The organism is Saccharothrix sp. ALI-22-I, assembly GCF_001984175.1.
GTDB lineage: Bacteria > Actinomycetota > Actinomycetes > Mycobacteriales > Pseudonocardiaceae > Actinosynnema.
Window position 1 is genome coordinate 376,789 of record NZ_MTQP01000065.1, and the last position, 15,460, is coordinate 392,248.

A 15,460-nucleotide genomic window follows, 5' to 3' on the forward strand; every position below is an offset into this window, starting at 1 on the left:
CCCTAAAACCGCTCCGGGAATGTCGGGCCCCGCCGCTAACGTGACGGTCGTGACCTCCACCCTCGTCCACGCCAAGGGCCTGACCAAGCACTTCGGCTCGTTCGAAGCCGTCCGGGGCATCGACGTCGAGGTCAGCAAGGGAGAGGCGTTCGGCTTCCTCGGCCCCAACGGCGCGGGCAAGTCGTCCACCATGCGGATGGTCGCCTGCGTGTCCCCGCGCACCGGCGGCGAGCTGCGCGTGCTCGGCATGGACCCGGACGTGGACGGCCCGAAGATCCGCGCCCGCCTGGGCGTGGTGCCGCAACAGGACAACCTGGACACCGAGCTGACCGTCCGGCAGAACCTCCAGGTCTACGGCCGCTACTTCGGCCTGTCCCGGTCGGCGGTGCGCGAGCGGGCGGTGGAGCTGATGGAGTTCGCCCAGCTCACCGACCGGGCCGACGCCGAGGTGGAGCCGCTGTCGGGCGGCATGAAACGGCGGCTCACCATCGCCCGCTCCCTGGTCAACGACCCGGACCTGCTGCTGCTCGACGAACCGACCACGGGCCTGGACCCGCAGGCCCGCCACCTGCTGTGGGACCGGCTGTTCCGGCTCAAGCAGTCCGGCGTCACGCTCATCATCACCACCCACTACATGGACGAGGCCGAGCAGCTGTGCGACCGGCTGGTGGTGATGGACGGCGGCCGGATCGCGGCCGAGGGCTCACCGTCCGAGCTGATCCGCCGCTACTCGACCAGGGAAGTGCTGGAGCTGCGCTTCCCGCCGGGCGAGCAGAGCGCCGCCGAGGTGCGTGACCTGGCCGAACGGGTCGAGGTGCTGCCCGACCGGGTGCTGCTCTACACCGCGGACGGCGAGGCGGCGTTGTCCGCGGCCCACGCGCGGGGCGTGCGGCCGGTGTCCAGCCTGGTGCGCCGCGGCACGTTGGAGGACGTGTTCCTGCGCCTGACCGGCCGGACGTTGGTGGACTGATGAACGTGCACGTCCTCGGCCCGTTCCGCGCCGCGCTGGTCGCGGTGGAGGGCCACTGGACCTGGTACCGCCGCAACTGGCGGGCCACGGTCATCTCCAACTTCCTCCAGCCGGTGCTGTTCCTGCTGGCCATGGGCGTCGGGTTCGGCTCCCAGGTGCAGGCGGGCGAGGCCACCGGCGGCCACCCGTACGTGGTGTTCCTGGCACCGGCGCTGCTGGTGATCACCGCCGTGCAGAACGCCGTGTTCGAGTCCACCTGGGCGGTGTTCTCGGCGTTCAAGTGGCAGCGGTCGTACCAGGGGGTGGTGTCCACTCCGATCACCCCCGCCCAGGTCCTCTACGGCCAGCTGCTGTGGATCGCGTTGCGCCTGGCCGCCGGCACCGCGGTGTTCCTCGGCATCGCCGTCGCGCTCGGCGCGATCACCAACCCGTCGGCGGTGCTGGCCGTGCCGTTCGCGGTGCTCGCCGGCATGGCGTTCACCGCGCCCGTGGTCGCCTTCACCGCGACCAGGGAGAAACCGGACTCGTTCAACGTGATCTTCCGCTTCCTGGTGATGCCGATGACCCTGTTCACCGGCGGGTTCTTCCCGATGAGCCAACTACCGGACTGGCTGCACCCGCTGGCCTGGGTCACGCCCGTCTGGCACGGCATCGAACTCGCCCGCGGCGTCACGTTCGGCACCCTGCGCCTGCTACCCGCCGCGGGCCACGTCGCCTACCTGTCCGCCCTGGTCGTGCTCGGCATCGTCCTGGGTCGCCGCTACTTCCACCGGAGGTTGGCTGTATGACCCGCGAGTCCTCCACGCAGGCGTCGCGAAACGACGGCCCGGACACCGACGGCCTGGACACCGCGAACCCGCCGGCCGCGCCGAAGAGCAGTAACGGCCTGCTGTTCCGGATCATCCCGCCCGGCCTGTACGCGGGCCGTTCGCACGTCCTGGTCGAACGCTCCTACCTGGTCAGCAAGCGCGCCTGGATGTCGGTGATCTCCGGCTTCTTCGAGCCGCTGTTCTTCCTGCTCTCCCTCGGCTTCGGCTTCGGGCAACTGGTCACCACCGTCGAGGGCCCCGGCGGGCCGATGCCCTACGCCGCGTTCGTGGCGCCCGCGCTGCTGGCGGCGTCGGCGATGAACGGCGCGGTGTTCGAGGCGACGTTCAACCTGTTCTTCAAGTTCAAGTACGCCAAGGTGTACGACGCGGTGCTGGCCACCCCGATGGGCCCAGTCGACATCGCGCTCGGCGAGGCCGCGTGGTGCCTGATCCGTGGCGGCCTGTACTCGGGCGGGTTCATCGTGGTCATGCTCGGCTTCGGGCTGATCAGCTCGCCGTGGGCGCTGCTGGCGCTGCCGGTGTGCCTGCTGGTCGCGCTGGCGTTCGCGGCGGCCGGCATGGCCGCGGCCACGTTCATGCGGTCGTGGCACGACTTCGACCTGGTGCAGCTGGCCGTGATGCCGCTGTTCCTGTTCTCGACCACCTTCTACCCGCTGTCGGTCTACCCGGGCTGGCTCCAGACCGTGGTCCAGTGCACGCCGCTGTACCACGCGATCGAGCTGATGAGAGCGCTGACCACGGGTTACGTCGGCTGGGGCGCGCTGGGCCACGTCGTGTACTTCGTCGTGATGGCGGCCATCGGAGTGGTTGTCGCGGCTCGGAGGCTCGGCAAGTTGCTGCTCACCTGAAGTGGTCGAACACTGGACGAACCCCGAGTACCGGAGGTCCGTCCATGGATGTCATCGCACTCGTCGGCCGCATCCTGTTCGTGTTCGTCTTCGTCGGTTCCGCGATCGGCCACTTCACCCAGACCGACGCCATGGCCGGGTACGCCGGTTCCAAGGGCGTCCCGTCGGCGAAAATCGCCACCCTCGGCACTGGTGCGCTCCAGATCGTCGGGGCATTGATGCTGCTCCTGGGTGTGTGGGCGGATCTCGGCGCCCTGCTGCTGGTGATCTTCCTGCTGCCGACGGCGTTCCTGATGCACCCGTTCTGGAAGGAGACCGACCCGCAGGCCAAGCAGATGGCGATGACCCAGTTCAGCAAGGACCTGTCCCTCGCCGGCGCCGCGCTGCTGTTCTTCGGCCTGTACGCGGGCGCGGGGTCCGAACTGGGCCTGACCATCACCGGACCGCTGTTCTGACGCGTGCCGACGCTGCCGTTACCCTGATTGGCGTGAGTGTCGAGTCGGTCTTCCCCGCCCTGGAACCCCTGCTGCCGAGGGTGTCCAAGCCGGTGCAATACGTCGGCGGGGAGCTCAACGCCACCGTCAAGGACTGGGACTCCGCCGCCGTGCGGTGGGCCCTGATGTACCCGGACGCCTACGAGGTCGGGCTGCCCAACCAGGGCGTCATGATCCTGTACGAGGTCCTCAACGAGCAGCCGGACGTGCTGGCCGAGCGGACCTACGCGGTGTGGCCCGACCTGGAGAAGCTGATGCGGGAGCACGGCGTCCCGCAGTTCACCGTGGACGCGCACCGGCCCGTCGGCGCCTTCGACCTGCTCGGCGTGAGTTTCGCCACCGAACTCGGCTACACGAACCTGCTCAGCGCGCTCGACCTGGCGGGCATCCCGATCCACGCCGCCGACCGCACCGAGGACCACCCCATCGTGGTGGCCGGCGGGCACGCGGCGTTCAACCCGGAGCCGATCTCGCCGTTCGTCGACGCCGCGGTGCTCGGTGACGGCGAGGAAGCCGTCCTGGAGATCACCGACATCGTCCGCGCGTGGAAGGCCGAGGGCCGGCCGGGCGGTCGGGACGAGATCCTGACCAGGCTGGCCGAGACCGGCGGCGTGTACGTGCCGCGCTTCTACGACGTGGAGTACCTGCCGGACGGCCGCATCCAGCGCGTGGTGCCCAACCGCGAGCGGGTGCCGTACCGGGTGTTCAAGCGGACCACGATGGACCTCGACGCGTGGCCGTACCCGAAGCAGCCGCTGGTGCCGCTGGCGGAGAGCGTGCACGAGCGGATGAGCGTGGAGATCTTCCGCGGCTGCACCCGCGGCTGCCGGTTCTGCCAGGCGGGCATGATCACCCGCCCGGTGCGCGAGCGGTCCATCGAGGGCATCGGCGCGATGGTGCAGCGCGGCCTGGAGGCGACCGGTTTCGAGGAGGTCGGCCTGCTGTCGCTGTCCAGCGCGGACCACTCGGAGATCGCCGAGATCACCAAGGGCCTCGCGGACCGCTACGAGGGCACGAACACCAGCCTGTCACTGCCCAGCACGCGGGTCGACGCGTTCAACATCGACCTGGCCAACGAGTTGTCCCGCAACGGCCGCCGCTCCGGCCTGACGTTCGCCCCGGAAGGCGGCAGCGAACGCCTCCGGCGCGTGATCAACAAGATGGTGTCGGAGGAAGACCTGATCCGCACGGTCAGCGCGGCGTTCAGCGCGGGCTGGCGGCAGGTGAAGCTGTACTTCATGTGCGGCCTGCCCACCGAGACCGACGACGACGTGGTCCAGATCGCCGAGATGGCCAAGAACGTCATCCGCGCGGGCCGGGAGGTCTCCGGCCGCAAGGACATCCGCTGCACCATCTCCATCGGCGGGTTCGTGCCCAAGCCGCACACGCCGTTCCAGTGGGCCGCGCAGTGCGACCCGGAGACGGTGGACGACCGGCTGCGCAAGCTGCGCGAGGCGGTGAACTCCGACCGCGCGCTGGGCCGCAACATCGGCATGCGCTACCACGACGGCAAGCCGTCGCTGATCGAAGGACTGCTGTCGCGCGGCGACCGGCGCATCGGCCTGGTGATCGAGCGGGTGTGGCGCGAGGGCGGCCGGTTCGACGGCTGGTCCGAGCACTTCTCCTACGACCGCTGGGTGCAGGCCGCCGAGGCCGTGCTGCCGCCGTTGGGCGTGGACCTGGCCTGGTTCACCACCCGGGAGCGCGAGGAGCTGGAGGTCCTGCCCTGGGACCACCTCGACTCGGGGCTGGACAAGGAATGGCTCTGGGCGGACTGGCAGGACGCGCTGGACGAGCGTGAGCAGGACGACTGCCGCTGGACGCCGTGCTTCGACTGCGGTGTGTGCCCGGCGATGGGCACCGACATCGAGGTCGGCCCCACCGGTCGGACGCTGCTGCCGATCTCGCCGGTCGGCAAGGGGTCCCCCGTGCGCAACCCGGCGTTGACGCAGGGCTGATCCGGCCCTCGGTGATGACCGTCGCTCAGTGATCCTGGCCGCTCATCGAGCGCGGTGCCTGGCTGACACCGGTGCCGGGGGGACGGGGACTTCGGTGTCGGCGGAGTTGACGCGGATCGCGCGCATCGGGCACACCCGTGCCGCCGCGTGCACCTGCGGCGTCTGGTCGGCGTCGGGGTTGCGCGCGTAGCGCAGCCGGCCGTCGTCCAGCACCCGGAACACCTTGGGCGCCTGGTCCTGGCACAGCGCGAAGTGCCGGCACCGGGCGTGGTCGACGGCGACCCGGAGCCCGGTCGGACCGTTCTCCACCGTCGGCTGGTCGTCATCGAGCCGCTGTTGGTCGAGCCGCCGTTGGCCGAGCCGGGGTTCGTCGGGCCGGGGTTCGTCGTTCTCGGCCTGTGGCGGTGCGGCCTCGATCACGCCCATCCGCACGAGCACGTGCGGCGGCAGGAACCGCAGCATGGTCAGCGTTATCGCGGGCATCAGCACGGTGATCCCGCCCAGCCACACCACGGCGACGTGGCCGTTGGCGGCGGCGCCGAGCCAGGCGTGCATCGCGCTGAGCCACACCCCGATGTACGCGAGCCGGTGCAGGCGCAGCCAGTTGCGGTAGAACACGGTGCGCCCGAGCGCGGCCGTCACCGAGGCCGCGATCATCAGCTCCAGCCCCACCACGCCCAGCGCGTGCCGCACCTCACCGCCGCCGACGAGCGGCAGCAGGAGTTGGTAGATCGCCAGCGAGCCGTTCTCCAGCAGCACGAACGCCATCCCGTGGACCACGGCGGTGGCCATCGCGAACGTCGCCAGCACCTGGTGCGTGGTGCGCAGCGCGGCACGTCCGGTGATCTTGCGGACCCAGCCGGTGGCGGTGAGCACGCCCCAGCACGCGGTCAGGCACATCGTGACGTAGGCCATCCGCCCGGACAGCGTGGCGACGTCCCACACGGCGGCGTCCTGTTCCGAGACTGCGAGCACCACGTGTGCTCCCCCCTGTTAAAGAACCGATCCACCCTCTAGTGAGGAACTACGAACGTCGTGTGCGACGGTTCGACAGAAGGTTCAATTGAGATATGTGATCTGCATCACACCGCTACTCCAGAACCGCCCGGATGGTCAACACGATGCGGCCCCTAGAACGGTTGGTAACGTCCCCGAAACCGACTGTGCAGTGGGTGGATCGCGGCCTTGTGTTGTAGTACGTTCCCCACTGTCTTATTCGCCCCGCCGCGCGAGAACTCTGGGAGGTTTGGTACTCCATGAATTCAATGGGCGGTGTCCGGGTGGACGACAGACGAGCCGGAGAAGAACTCGTCACCGCGCTGTACGCGCAGTTCAAGGGCACGTTGTACGCCCATGTGCTCGGCCTGACCAACCACGACCGGCAGTGGACCGAGGACGTGGTCCAGGAGACCTTGATCCGTGCGTGGCAGAACGCCGAGACGCTGGTCCGCGACCCGCGGATGCTGCGGGGCTGGCTGCTCACAGTGGCCAGGAGGATCGTCATCGACGGGTGGCGCACGAGGCAGTCGAGACCTCAGGAAGTGGAGCTGACCAGCCCGGACACGGTCGAAGTCCCGGACGAGACCGAACGGCGGCTGTCCGCCATGGTGCTCAACGACGTGATCGGCAAGCTCGGCGAGGAACACCGTGCCGCGATTTACGAGACGTACGTGCGCGGTCGGACCGTGCGCGAGGCGGCAGTGATCCTGGGCATTCCGGAGGGCACCGTGAAGTCACGGGTCTATAACGCGATGAAGATCCTGCGTCGCGCGTTGCGAGAGTGGAACTGAGAAAGCTAACAGCGGCCCCTCGGCAAATATCCGGACACGGCGTACGTATTGTTCGCGCGGTCGGTGAATCGGGATACCGAAGTCGGAACCCGATTCTCGCCGAAGATCGGCGAGGCGTCTCTACGGTGGGTACCGAAGGAAATCTCGCTGCGGCGATCACGGCCCTTCGGTACCGGGGGGACTGGACAGGTGTCCTACCGTGGTGGTCCCGATCATCCGCACCGGCTGCGTCGCAGCGGATCGGAGCTCTCCGGTGACAGCATCGAACCCGACCAGACTGCCGGGCCGGGACCGCGAACTGCGCGCGGCCCGTGCGCTGCTGCGCGGCGTGCTGCCGGGCCGGACCTCGACGTTGCTGGTCGGCGGGGAGATCGGCATCGGCAAGTCGGCCCTGTTGAGCGCGATCGCCGAGGACGCCCGCGACCTCGGCTTCACGGTGGCGGCCGCGGCCGGCGCCCGGCTGGAGAGCGATCTGCGCGGCGGCGTGATCGGGCGGCTCGCCGTGGGCCTGCGCGACGGGCAGGCCGAGTCGCTCGACTGGTTTTACGGAGTGGTCCGAGAGGCGCTGGGCCGCGGGCCGCTGCTGTTGGTCGTGGACGATGTGGACCTGGCGGACAGCTGGTCCCTGCGCTGCCTGGCCTACGTGCTGCGCCGGGTCACCGACCAGCCGTTGGCGGTCGTGCTCGCCGCCACCACCGGCCAGTCGCCGGTCGGCGAGGTGACGCTGCCGGAACTGGCGGCCGAGCACCACGAGCACGTCGAACTGGCCGGATTGGACGTTGACACGGTCGCCGAGCTCGTCGGCGACGCGCCCGCGGCGACCTGCCGGGAAGTCACCAAGGGCAACCCCAAGCTGTTGGGGGCACTGGTGGAACAGCTGCGCGACCGTCCCGGTGCGACCACGGCCGACGTGCACGCGCTCGGCTCGGAGAAGATCGGGGCGGCGCTGCGGGTGCGGCTGCACCGTTACGAGGGCGCGGTCGAAGTGGTGCGCGCCGCGGCCGTGTTGGCCGAGGACGCGACCGTGGACCGCCTGGCCGCGATGGCGGACGTCGAACCACGCCGGGCACTGCGGGTCATCGACGGCCTGGTGCGGCTGCGCGTGTTCCGCGACGACTACCCGCTCGGTTTCCGCCACGTGTACCTGCGCAACGCCGTGCTGGCGGACCTGCCGGTCGCGACCAAGGCCGCCGACCACGCGCGCGCCGCCGTGCTGCTGCGGGACTCGGGCGCGTCCGAAGGGCGGATCGCCGAACACCTGCGCGGAGCGCGCGCCGTGCCGCTCCCGTGGGGCGTGGAGGTCCTGCGGCGCGCGGCCCGCAAAGCCACCTACGACGACCGGCTGGACGACGCACAGGACTACCTGGAGCGCGCGCTGGAGGAACGCCTGTCGTCGGACGAACGCCTCGCCGTCCAACTGGAACTCGTGCACATCACGTTCCTGGTCGACCAGGCGGCGGGCATGGCCCGGTTGCGCGACTCACTGGCCCACGCCGACGATGCCCGGTCCGCCGCCGGCCAGTCGGTCACCATGCTGCTGCGGCTGTGCAGCGCCCCGGAGGCCCGGCTGGCGCTGTCCATCGGCCTGCAACTGGTGTCCCGGCTCACGTCGCAGGAGCACGACGAGTCGTGGGAACTGCGGGTCATGTCCTACCTCGCGGGCATGGGCAACAACGTCGGCCTCGCGCTGCGCGCCAGCATGTTCACCGACGAGCTGGAGTCGGAGGTGCCGCAGGCGCCACGGCTGAAGCAGATCCACTCCGCGGTCATGTCGCTCGGGCACGCGTTACGCGGAGAGTCGGCCGAGGAGGCCCTGCGGTACGCGTCCGAGGCGTTGGACGGCGAACGCTACGACATCTTCGTGCAGCCCTTCGTGTTCACCGTCAGCACGGCCTTCATGGCCGACGCGCCGGACCTGTCCGACCGGTTCCGCCGCATGATCGGCAACGAGGCCGAGCCGCACGACTACCACCTCCGCAAGGGCACCGTCGTGTCGATGGCGCACGGCATGGACTTCCTCGCCCGCGGGCAACTGGTGCGCGCCAAGACGTTCCTCAAGTGGCAGCTGCGGCTGTTCGACGAACTGGACGCGGTCGCGGTGTGCCCCATGGCGATCCTGTGCGCGGCCCGGCTGGCGGAGGTCCTGGTGGACCTCGGCCGGTTCGAGGAGGCACGGGAGCTGCTGGCGCGCTACGGGTTCGCAGACGAGCTGCCGGAGCTGTTCCAGCACAACGTGACGCTGTACGCCCGGGGCAAGCTCAAGCTCGCCACCGGCGACCCGCAGGGCGCGCTGGCGGACCTGCTCGAATGCGGGCGAAGACTTACCGCGTCCAAAATAGACAGCCCGGCGATCCTGCCGTGGCGTGCGTTGGCGGTACGTGCACACCTCGCGCTGGGACGCCGTGAGGTGGCCGCCCAACTGGCCGCCGAAGACCTCGCCCGCGCCAAGCGCTGGGGCACCCCGCGGGCCATGGGCACCGCGCTGATCTCCGTCGGGCTCACCACCGACGACGAAGCCGCGACCCGCGCGTTGCACAAGGCGGTGGAGTACCTGACCGATTCGCCCGCCCGCCTGCTGCACGCCGAGGCGCTGCTGCAGCTGGGCGCGCAACTGCGCCGCCGCTGCCAGGGCGAACGCGCCATCCCGTACCTGCGGCAGGCCGTCGAGCTGAGCGCCCGGTGCGAGTCGAAGCCGTTGATCCGGCGGGCCGCCGAGGAACTGCGGGCGTGCGAGCCGGCCACCGCCCAGGGCACCGTGCACGGCCTGACCAAGCAGGAAACCCGCGTCGCGGGCATGGCCGCGCAGGGCCTGACCAACCGGCAGATCGCCGAAGCCCTGTTCCTCACCCGCCGCACGGTCGAGCTGCACCTGTCCGGCGCCTACCGCAAGCTCGGCATCGCCGGCCGGGCCGACCTGGCGGGCGCGTTGCGCCGCCACCAGGACCAGTACTCGGCCTGACCCCGGCTCACTCCTGCACGGCGGCCACCGCGTCGACCATGCCGTGCCCGTAGAAGCCGTTGTACTCGGAGTAGCCGGTGCAGTAGGCGTCCTGCACGCCGGTGCCGTTGAGGTCGTAGTCCGCCGGGCACGGCAGCGTCTCCGCCCGCGCGTTGAGCATCCGGGTCAGCTCACCGGCGCTCGCCTCGGGGTGCGTGGACGCCAGCAGCGCCGCCACCCCGGCCACGTGCGGCGCGGCCATCGACGTGCCGCACGAGTAGTCGTACCCCGCGTCGGGCACGGTCGACAGCACGCACCCGCTCTTGTCGTCGTCCGGCACCTGCCTGCGGTCGCCGCCCGGCGCGGTCAGGTCCACCGCGCCCAGCCCGTACGAGCTGTACCCGGCCTTGACCTTGTCCGCGCCCACCGACGACACCGCCACCACGTTGCGCAGCTGCGCGGGCAGCACCAGGCAGGTGCTGTCCACCGGCCGCGGCTTCACGTCCTCCGGCGCGGCGTTGGTCGGGCTCAACGCGTCCCGGCCCGGCTTGGTCAGGTCGGCCGCCGCGTTGCCCGTCGCCGCCACGGTCAGCACGCCCTGGCCGGTCGCGTACTCGACCGCGCGCCGCACCGCCTCGTAGACCACGGACTGGCCCATCTTGTTCTGGCAGGTGAACACCCACGGGTCGATGAAGTAGCTGTTGTTGGTGATGGTCATGCCCCGCTCGGCGGCCCACATGAACCCGCACACGGCGTACTCGGGGTAGATGAACCCGGCGTCGTCCACGACCTTCACCGACGCGATCCGCACGCCCGGCGCGACCCCTGTGGTGCCCAGGCCGTCGTCGGCCGCCGCGATCGTGCCCGCCACGTGCGTGCCGTGCCCGGACGTCGTCGGCGCCCACGCCGCGGGCGACGGATCGGCCACCCCGGTCGTGCAGCCCGCGGACAGCGCCGGGTCCAGCGCGCCGACCAGGTCTGGGTGCGTCGGGTCGATGCCCGAGTCGAGCACGCCGACCACCACGTCCCGGCTGCCGGTGCTCACCGCGTGCGCCTCGGCCGCCTGGATCAGGTCCATGTCCCACTGCTCGGCGGTGCGGTCCACCGCGCCCGCCTGGGTGGGCGTGCCGGTCGGCTCGTCCTCCCGCTTCTGCCGCCCTTCCGCCGGCTGGGCGGGGGCGCCGTTGCGCTTGGACAGGCCGTCGAGCTGTGCGCTGTACGCCCGGTCGGCGCCGATCTTCTGGCCGAACCGGGGATCGGCGGACACGGCCACGGCCACCGCGATCTGCGGGTAGTACCGGGTGGTGGTGCCGCACGCGGCGAGGACCTGCGCCTGCGCCAGCGGCGCGATGGTGCCGGGGGAGAACACGACCAGGTAGCGCAGCGTCGGACCGGGCTGGACGCAGTCCACCGCGGTCACCGGCTCGTCGGGGTCGGCCGCGGCGGGCGTGCTCACCGCGAAACACCCGGTCGCGAGCAGTGCGGCGCTGACCGCGACCGCTCGGACGCGGCGGTGCAGAGGCACGGGGGACCTCCAGGGCTGGACCGGTCGGGTGGCCCGGACGGCTGGCCGTCAATCGGACTGCTGTTGCCGGACGGTAGCCAGACGGGGCTGAGCAGACAAGCGCAACGGTCCCGAACATGTCCAAGGTACCGTCCTGGTGGAGTAGGAACGTGGACCGTTGGGGTGCTCACCCCATCGTGAGCCACCCGGTTACCCAAAGGAGTAGCCCTGAGTCGCCACCAGCCCACCAACCCGTCGGCCGCACCTGTGCAGAAACTCCGACTGCGCTACGCCAAGCGCGGCCGGCTGCGGTTCACGTCACACCGTGACATCGCCCGCACGTTCGAGCGCGCGCTGCGCCGGGCTGGTGTGCCCATGGCCTACTCCCAGGGGTTCAGCCCTCATCCGAAGGTGTCGTGGGTGGGTGCGGCGCCGACCGGGGTGGCCAGCGAGGCCGAGTACGTGGAGGTCCAGGTCGTCGACGCGGTCGACCCGGAGGCGCTGCGGACCGCGCTGGACGCCGTGCTGCCGCCCGGCCTCGACGTGCTGGAGGTCGTCCAGTCGGCCGGCGGCACGCTGCCGGAGCGGATCGAGGCCAGCGCCTGGCGGGTGGAGCTGCCCGGCGTGTCGCCCGAAGAGCTGACCGAAGCCGTGGCCGCGCTGCTCGCCGCGGAGTCCGTCGAGGTCGAGCGGTTGACCAAGGACGGCAAGAAGATCCTCGACGTGCGTCCGGCGATCGTGTCTGCCGAGGTGGGGCACCAGGTAGAGGTGCATTCGAGCGACGCGGGACACGATGCACGAGATTTGTCACAACCGTGTGGGATACTCATGACGGTCGTACGGCAGACAACCCCTACCGTGAGACCCGACGACGTGCTGAGCGCGCTCCGAGTCGTCGCCGACCTGGTTCCGCCGGTGCCCGCGAAGGCGACCCGGATGGCGCAGGGGCGGCTGGACGACGAAGGCGGCCTGGTCGACCCGCTTGCCCTGGACAGGGCGGCGGAGGTCTGACCGGGTGGTGCGGAACGGCGCTGACGGCGTCGTCGACTTAAGTTATGAGGACCTGCTGTGCCGCGTGCCCCACGGGTGGGCGCCACAGCGCGAGGCAAGGATTCCCGCCGCCAGCCGCGGCGGTGAGTGGACAAGAGAGGCCCCTGCGCGGCCGCGTCGGTTGGGACGCGCCCGGGGGCGGAGGAGCTGCATTGTCGAACACGGAAAAGCCTGCCGGCATCGCCGGCGGGGGTAACGCCACACCTCCGGACTTGGCGGACCTACCCGCCAAGCTGCGGGTGCACGCGCTGGCCAAGCTGCTCGGTGCGAGCAGCAAGGACGTCGTGGCCGCCCTCGCCGATCTCGGTGAACCGGTCAAGGGCGTTCAGTCGAGCGTGAGCCGGGATCTCGCGCTCAAGGTCGCCGACAGCCTGCTGGGCTGGGACGACATCGTCACCGGCGAGGTGGACGAACACACCGAGGAACCCGTGGCGGTGGCCCGCGAGGTCGCGCCGCTGGTGCCCCTGTTCGCCCCGCCGTCGGCGATGTTCCTGCCGCCCACGCCGGTGGTCAAGGTCAAGGAAGCCCTCCCGGTGAGCCGGGACGAGGACCTCGACGACACCGAGGACGACTCCGACGAGCACGCCGCCGACGACGCGGGTGACGAGGGCGAAGGCCGTCGCCGCCGCCGTCGTGGCCGTCGTGGCCGCGGTCGTGGCAAGGGCGTCGGCGACGAGAACGGCGAGGACGAGCCGAGCGACGAGCCCGCCGAGGTCGAAGCCGAAGCCGAGACCGAAGCCGCCGACGACGCGTCGGCCGACGAAGAGGGCGCGGGCAGCCGCCGCCGTCGGCGTCGCCGTCGCCGCAAGACCGGCGCCGAGGAAGAAGCCGCCCCGAGCGAGGACGACCCGCCGAACACGGTCGTGCACGTCCGGGAGACCACCCCCAGTCGTGACGCGCGTGACGACAAGGCCGACTCCGAGGCCGCGCAGAGCGAGGTCCGCAGCGTCCGCGGCTCCACCCGGCTGGAGGCCAAGCGCCAGCGTCGCCGGGACGGCCGCGAGGCCGGTCGCCGCCGTGCCCCGGTGCTGTCCGAGGCCGAGTTCCTGGCCCGCCGCGAGGCCGTCGAGCGCACCATGGTGGTGCGCGAGCGCGGTGACCGCACGCAGATCGGCGTGCTGGAGGACGGCGTCCTGGTCGAGCACTTCGTGACCTCGTCGGGCAGCGGTTCGCTGGTCGGCAACGTCTACCTCGGCCGGGTGCAGAACGTGCTGCCCTCGATGGAGGCGGCGTTCATCGACATCGGCCGCGGCCGCAACGCGGTGCTGTACGCGGGCGAGGTCGACTGGGACGCGGCCGGCCTGGAGGGCAAGGCCCGCAAGATCGAGCAGGCCCTGTCCACCGGTGACAGCGTGTTGGTGCAGGTCACGAAGGACCCGGTGGGTCACAAGGGCGCCCGGCTGACCACCCAGATCAGCCTGCCCGGCCGCTTCCTGGTCTACGTGCCCGGCGGTGGCGCGACCGGTATCAGCCGCAAGCTGCCCGACAACGAGCGCAAGCGCCTCAAGGACATCCTCAAGCGCGTCGTCCCCGAGGACGCGGGCGTCATCATCCGCACCGCCTCGGAGGGCATCGCCGAGGAGGAGCTGGCCCGCGACGTCACGCGCCTGCAGGCGCAGTGGCAGGTCATCAAGGACCGGGCCGACGTGCCCAAGGCCCAGGCCCCGCAGCTGCTGTACGAAGAGCCGGACCTGCTGGTGAAGGTCGTCCGCGACCTGTTCACCGAGGACTTCGCCACGCTCGTGGTCCAGGGCTCGGACGCGTGGGACACCATCGACGCGTACGTCCGCCACGTCGCGCCCGACCTCCAGGAACGGCTGCGCCGGCACGTGGGCAACAACGACGCGTTCGTCGAGTACCGCATCGACGAGCAGCTGCTCAAGGCGCTGGACCGCAAGGTCTGGCTGCCGTCGGGCGGCTACCTGGTCATCGACCGCACCGAGGCGATGACCGTGATCGACGTGAACACCGGCAAGTTCACCGGTTCGGGTGGAAACCTGGAAGAGACGGTCACCCGGAACAACCTGGAGGCGGCCGAGGAGATCGTCCGCCAGCTGCGGTTGCGCGACGTCGGCGGCATCATCGTGATCGACTTCATCGACATGGTGCTGGAGTCGAACCGCGACCTGGTGCTGCGCCGGCTGACCGAGTGCCTGGGCCGGGACCGGACCCGCCACCAGGTGGCCGAGGTGACGTCGCTGGGTCTGGTGCAGATGACGCGCAAGCGCGTCGGCACCGGTCTGCTGGAGGCGTTCTCGACGACCTGCGAGCACTGCCGCGGGCGTGGCGTGGTCGTGACCACCGACCCGTCCGCGCACCTGCACGGCACCGGTGGTGGCAACGGCAACGGTGGTGGCCAGCCGCAGCAGCAGCAACAGCCGCAGGGCGGTGGCCGCAAGTCGCGTCGCGGGAAGAACGCGGAGGCCCCGGAGCCGGTGGCCGAGCTGACCGTGGAGCCCACCGAGGAGCCCGAGGCGATCACCGAGCCGTCCACTTCGGACGAGCCGGTGGCCGCCGTGGTCGAGGAGGAGGCCGCGCCGGAGACCCCGAGGCGCGACCGCCGCCAGCGCCGCCGGGCACGTAGGGAAGCGGGTGCGGTCGTCAAGCACGGCGACGAGCCCGCGACCCCCGCTGCGGTGGTCTCGGAGCAGCCCGCTGTGCAGCCCACGGTCGAGCCCGCCCAGCCCGCCGCCCCGACGAGCCCTGCCGCAGCCGCGGGCACGGTCACGACGGGCGCCGAGACGGCCCCTGAGCCCGCTGCGGCGGCTCAGCCGGTCCCGGCAGCCGAGCCCACTCCCGCCGCACCCGCGGCAGAGGTGGAACCCCCGGCCGCGCCCGTCGAGGAGAGCGTCCCGGCCCACGTCGAGTCGCCCGCCCCGGCCCAGCGGACCGCCGAGCCCATCCCGACCGATTCTTCGGTCGAGCAGCCGCTCAACGGTCGGGCCCAGGAGCCCACGGCCCCGGCGGTGACCACACGTCGCCGCACGGCCCGCCGTGCCGCCTCCAGGCCCGCCGGCCCGCCCCTGGGCGCGGTCAAGGAAGGCTGACCCGGCACTACCCGGCGAACCGCTGTTCAGC

General features: G+C 71.0%; 11 protein-coding genes. 9 read left to right on the forward strand and 2 right to left on the reverse strand.

Annotation, left to right across the window (positions count from 1 at the left end; genetic code table 11):
• Positions 1-19: 19 nt before the first annotated feature.
• Genes ALI22I_RS28530 through ALI22I_RS28550 form a run of 5 tightly spaced genes read left to right on the forward strand, consistent with a single transcriptional unit; the run spans position 20 to position 5,100 of the window.
• Entirely contained in the window at positions 20-970 is a 951-nt protein-coding gene (locus ALI22I_RS28530; RefSeq protein ID WP_077008613.1) for an ABC transporter ATP-binding protein, read from the forward strand.
• Complete coding sequence (locus ALI22I_RS28535) at positions 970-1,758, forward strand: ABC transporter permease (RefSeq protein WP_077008614.1); 789 nt, start codon at positions 970-972, stop codon at positions 1,756-1,758. The genes ALI22I_RS28530 and ALI22I_RS28535 overlap by 1 nt, the downstream gene beginning before the upstream one ends.
• Positions 1,755-2,648, forward strand: coding sequence for an ABC transporter permease (locus tag ALI22I_RS28540; protein WP_083752073.1), 894 nt, complete (start codon positions 1,755-1,757; stop codon positions 2,646-2,648). The genes ALI22I_RS28535 and ALI22I_RS28540 overlap by 4 nt, the downstream gene beginning before the upstream one ends.
• Before the next feature lie 44 nt (positions 2,649-2,692).
• On the forward strand, positions 2,693-3,103 hold the full coding sequence (locus ALI22I_RS28545; RefSeq protein ID WP_077008615.1) for a DoxX family protein: 411 nt from the start codon (positions 2,693-2,695) through the stop codon (positions 3,101-3,103).
• A gap of 32 nt (positions 3,104-3,135) precedes the next feature.
• Entirely contained in the window at positions 3,136-5,100 is a 1,965-nt protein-coding gene (locus ALI22I_RS28550) for a TIGR03960 family B12-binding radical SAM protein (RefSeq protein WP_077008616.1), read from the forward strand.
• Positions 5,101-5,142: 42 nt separating this feature from the next.
• Here ALI22I_RS28550 and ALI22I_RS28555 read toward each other — a convergent pair whose 3' ends face one another.
• Complete coding sequence (locus tag ALI22I_RS28555) at positions 5,143-6,075, reverse strand: ferredoxin (protein ID WP_238598612.1); 933 nt, start codon at positions 6,073-6,075, stop codon at positions 5,143-5,145.
• Between the two features lie 281 nt (positions 6,076-6,356).
• Between ALI22I_RS28555 and ALI22I_RS28560 the strand changes: the two genes are divergently transcribed.
• Both ALI22I_RS28560 and ALI22I_RS28565 read left to right on the forward strand, forming a co-directional pair.
• Complete coding sequence (locus ALI22I_RS28560) at positions 6,357-6,890, forward strand: sigma-70 family RNA polymerase sigma factor (protein WP_077008618.1); 534 nt, start codon at positions 6,357-6,359, stop codon at positions 6,888-6,890.
• Between the two features lie 253 nt (positions 6,891-7,143).
• Positions 7,144-9,849: a helix-turn-helix transcriptional regulator gene (locus tag ALI22I_RS28565; protein ID WP_143532475.1), complete on the forward strand. Its 2,706-nt coding sequence runs from the start codon at positions 7,144-7,146 to the stop codon at positions 9,847-9,849.
• A 7-nt stretch (positions 9,850-9,856) separates the two neighbouring features.
• Here ALI22I_RS28565 and ALI22I_RS28570 read toward each other — a convergent pair whose 3' ends face one another.
• Positions 9,857-11,353 carry a S8 family peptidase gene (locus ALI22I_RS28570; RefSeq protein ID WP_077008620.1) on the reverse strand — a complete coding sequence of 499 codons (1,497 nt, stop codon included), beginning with the start codon at positions 11,351-11,353 and terminating at the stop codon, positions 9,857-9,859.
• A 246-nt stretch (positions 11,354-11,599) separates the two neighbouring features.
• Between ALI22I_RS28570 and ALI22I_RS28575 the strand changes: the two genes are divergently transcribed.
• Together ALI22I_RS28575 and ALI22I_RS28580 are read left to right on the forward strand one after the other, a co-directional pair.
• Positions 11,600-12,343, forward strand: coding sequence for a TIGR03936 family radical SAM-associated protein (locus tag ALI22I_RS28575; RefSeq protein ID WP_077008621.1), 744 nt, complete (start codon positions 11,600-11,602; stop codon positions 12,341-12,343).
• Positions 12,344-12,534: 191 nt separating this feature from the next.
• The gene (locus tag ALI22I_RS28580) at positions 12,535-15,429 is read left to right on the forward strand and encodes a translation initiation factor IF-2 N-terminal domain-containing protein (RefSeq protein ID WP_077008622.1); all 2,895 of its coding nucleotides are present in this window, start codon (positions 12,535-12,537) and stop codon (positions 15,427-15,429) included.
• The last annotated feature ends 31 nt before the right edge of the window (positions 15,430-15,460 follow it).

What these genes read in the sequence shown, in the direction of transcription:
- ALI22I_RS28530 (WP_077008613.1), top strand. Translation starts at nt 20, where the DNA reads ATGTCGGGCCCCGCCGCTAACGTGACGGTCGTGACCTCCACCCTCGTC.
- ALI22I_RS28535 (WP_077008614.1), top strand. Translation starts at nt 970, where the DNA reads ATGAACGTGCACGTCCTCGGCCCGTTCCGCGCCGCGCTGGTCGCGGTG.
- ALI22I_RS28540 (WP_083752073.1), top strand. Translation starts at nt 1,755, where the DNA reads ATGACCCGCGAGTCCTCCACGCAGGCGTCGCGAAACGACGGCCCGGAC.
- ALI22I_RS28545 (WP_077008615.1), top strand. Translation starts at nt 2,693, where the DNA reads ATGGATGTCATCGCACTCGTCGGCCGCATCCTGTTCGTGTTCGTCTTC.
- ALI22I_RS28560 (WP_077008618.1), top strand. Translation starts at nt 6,357, where the DNA reads ATGAATTCAATGGGCGGTGTCCGGGTGGACGACAGACGAGCCGGAGAA.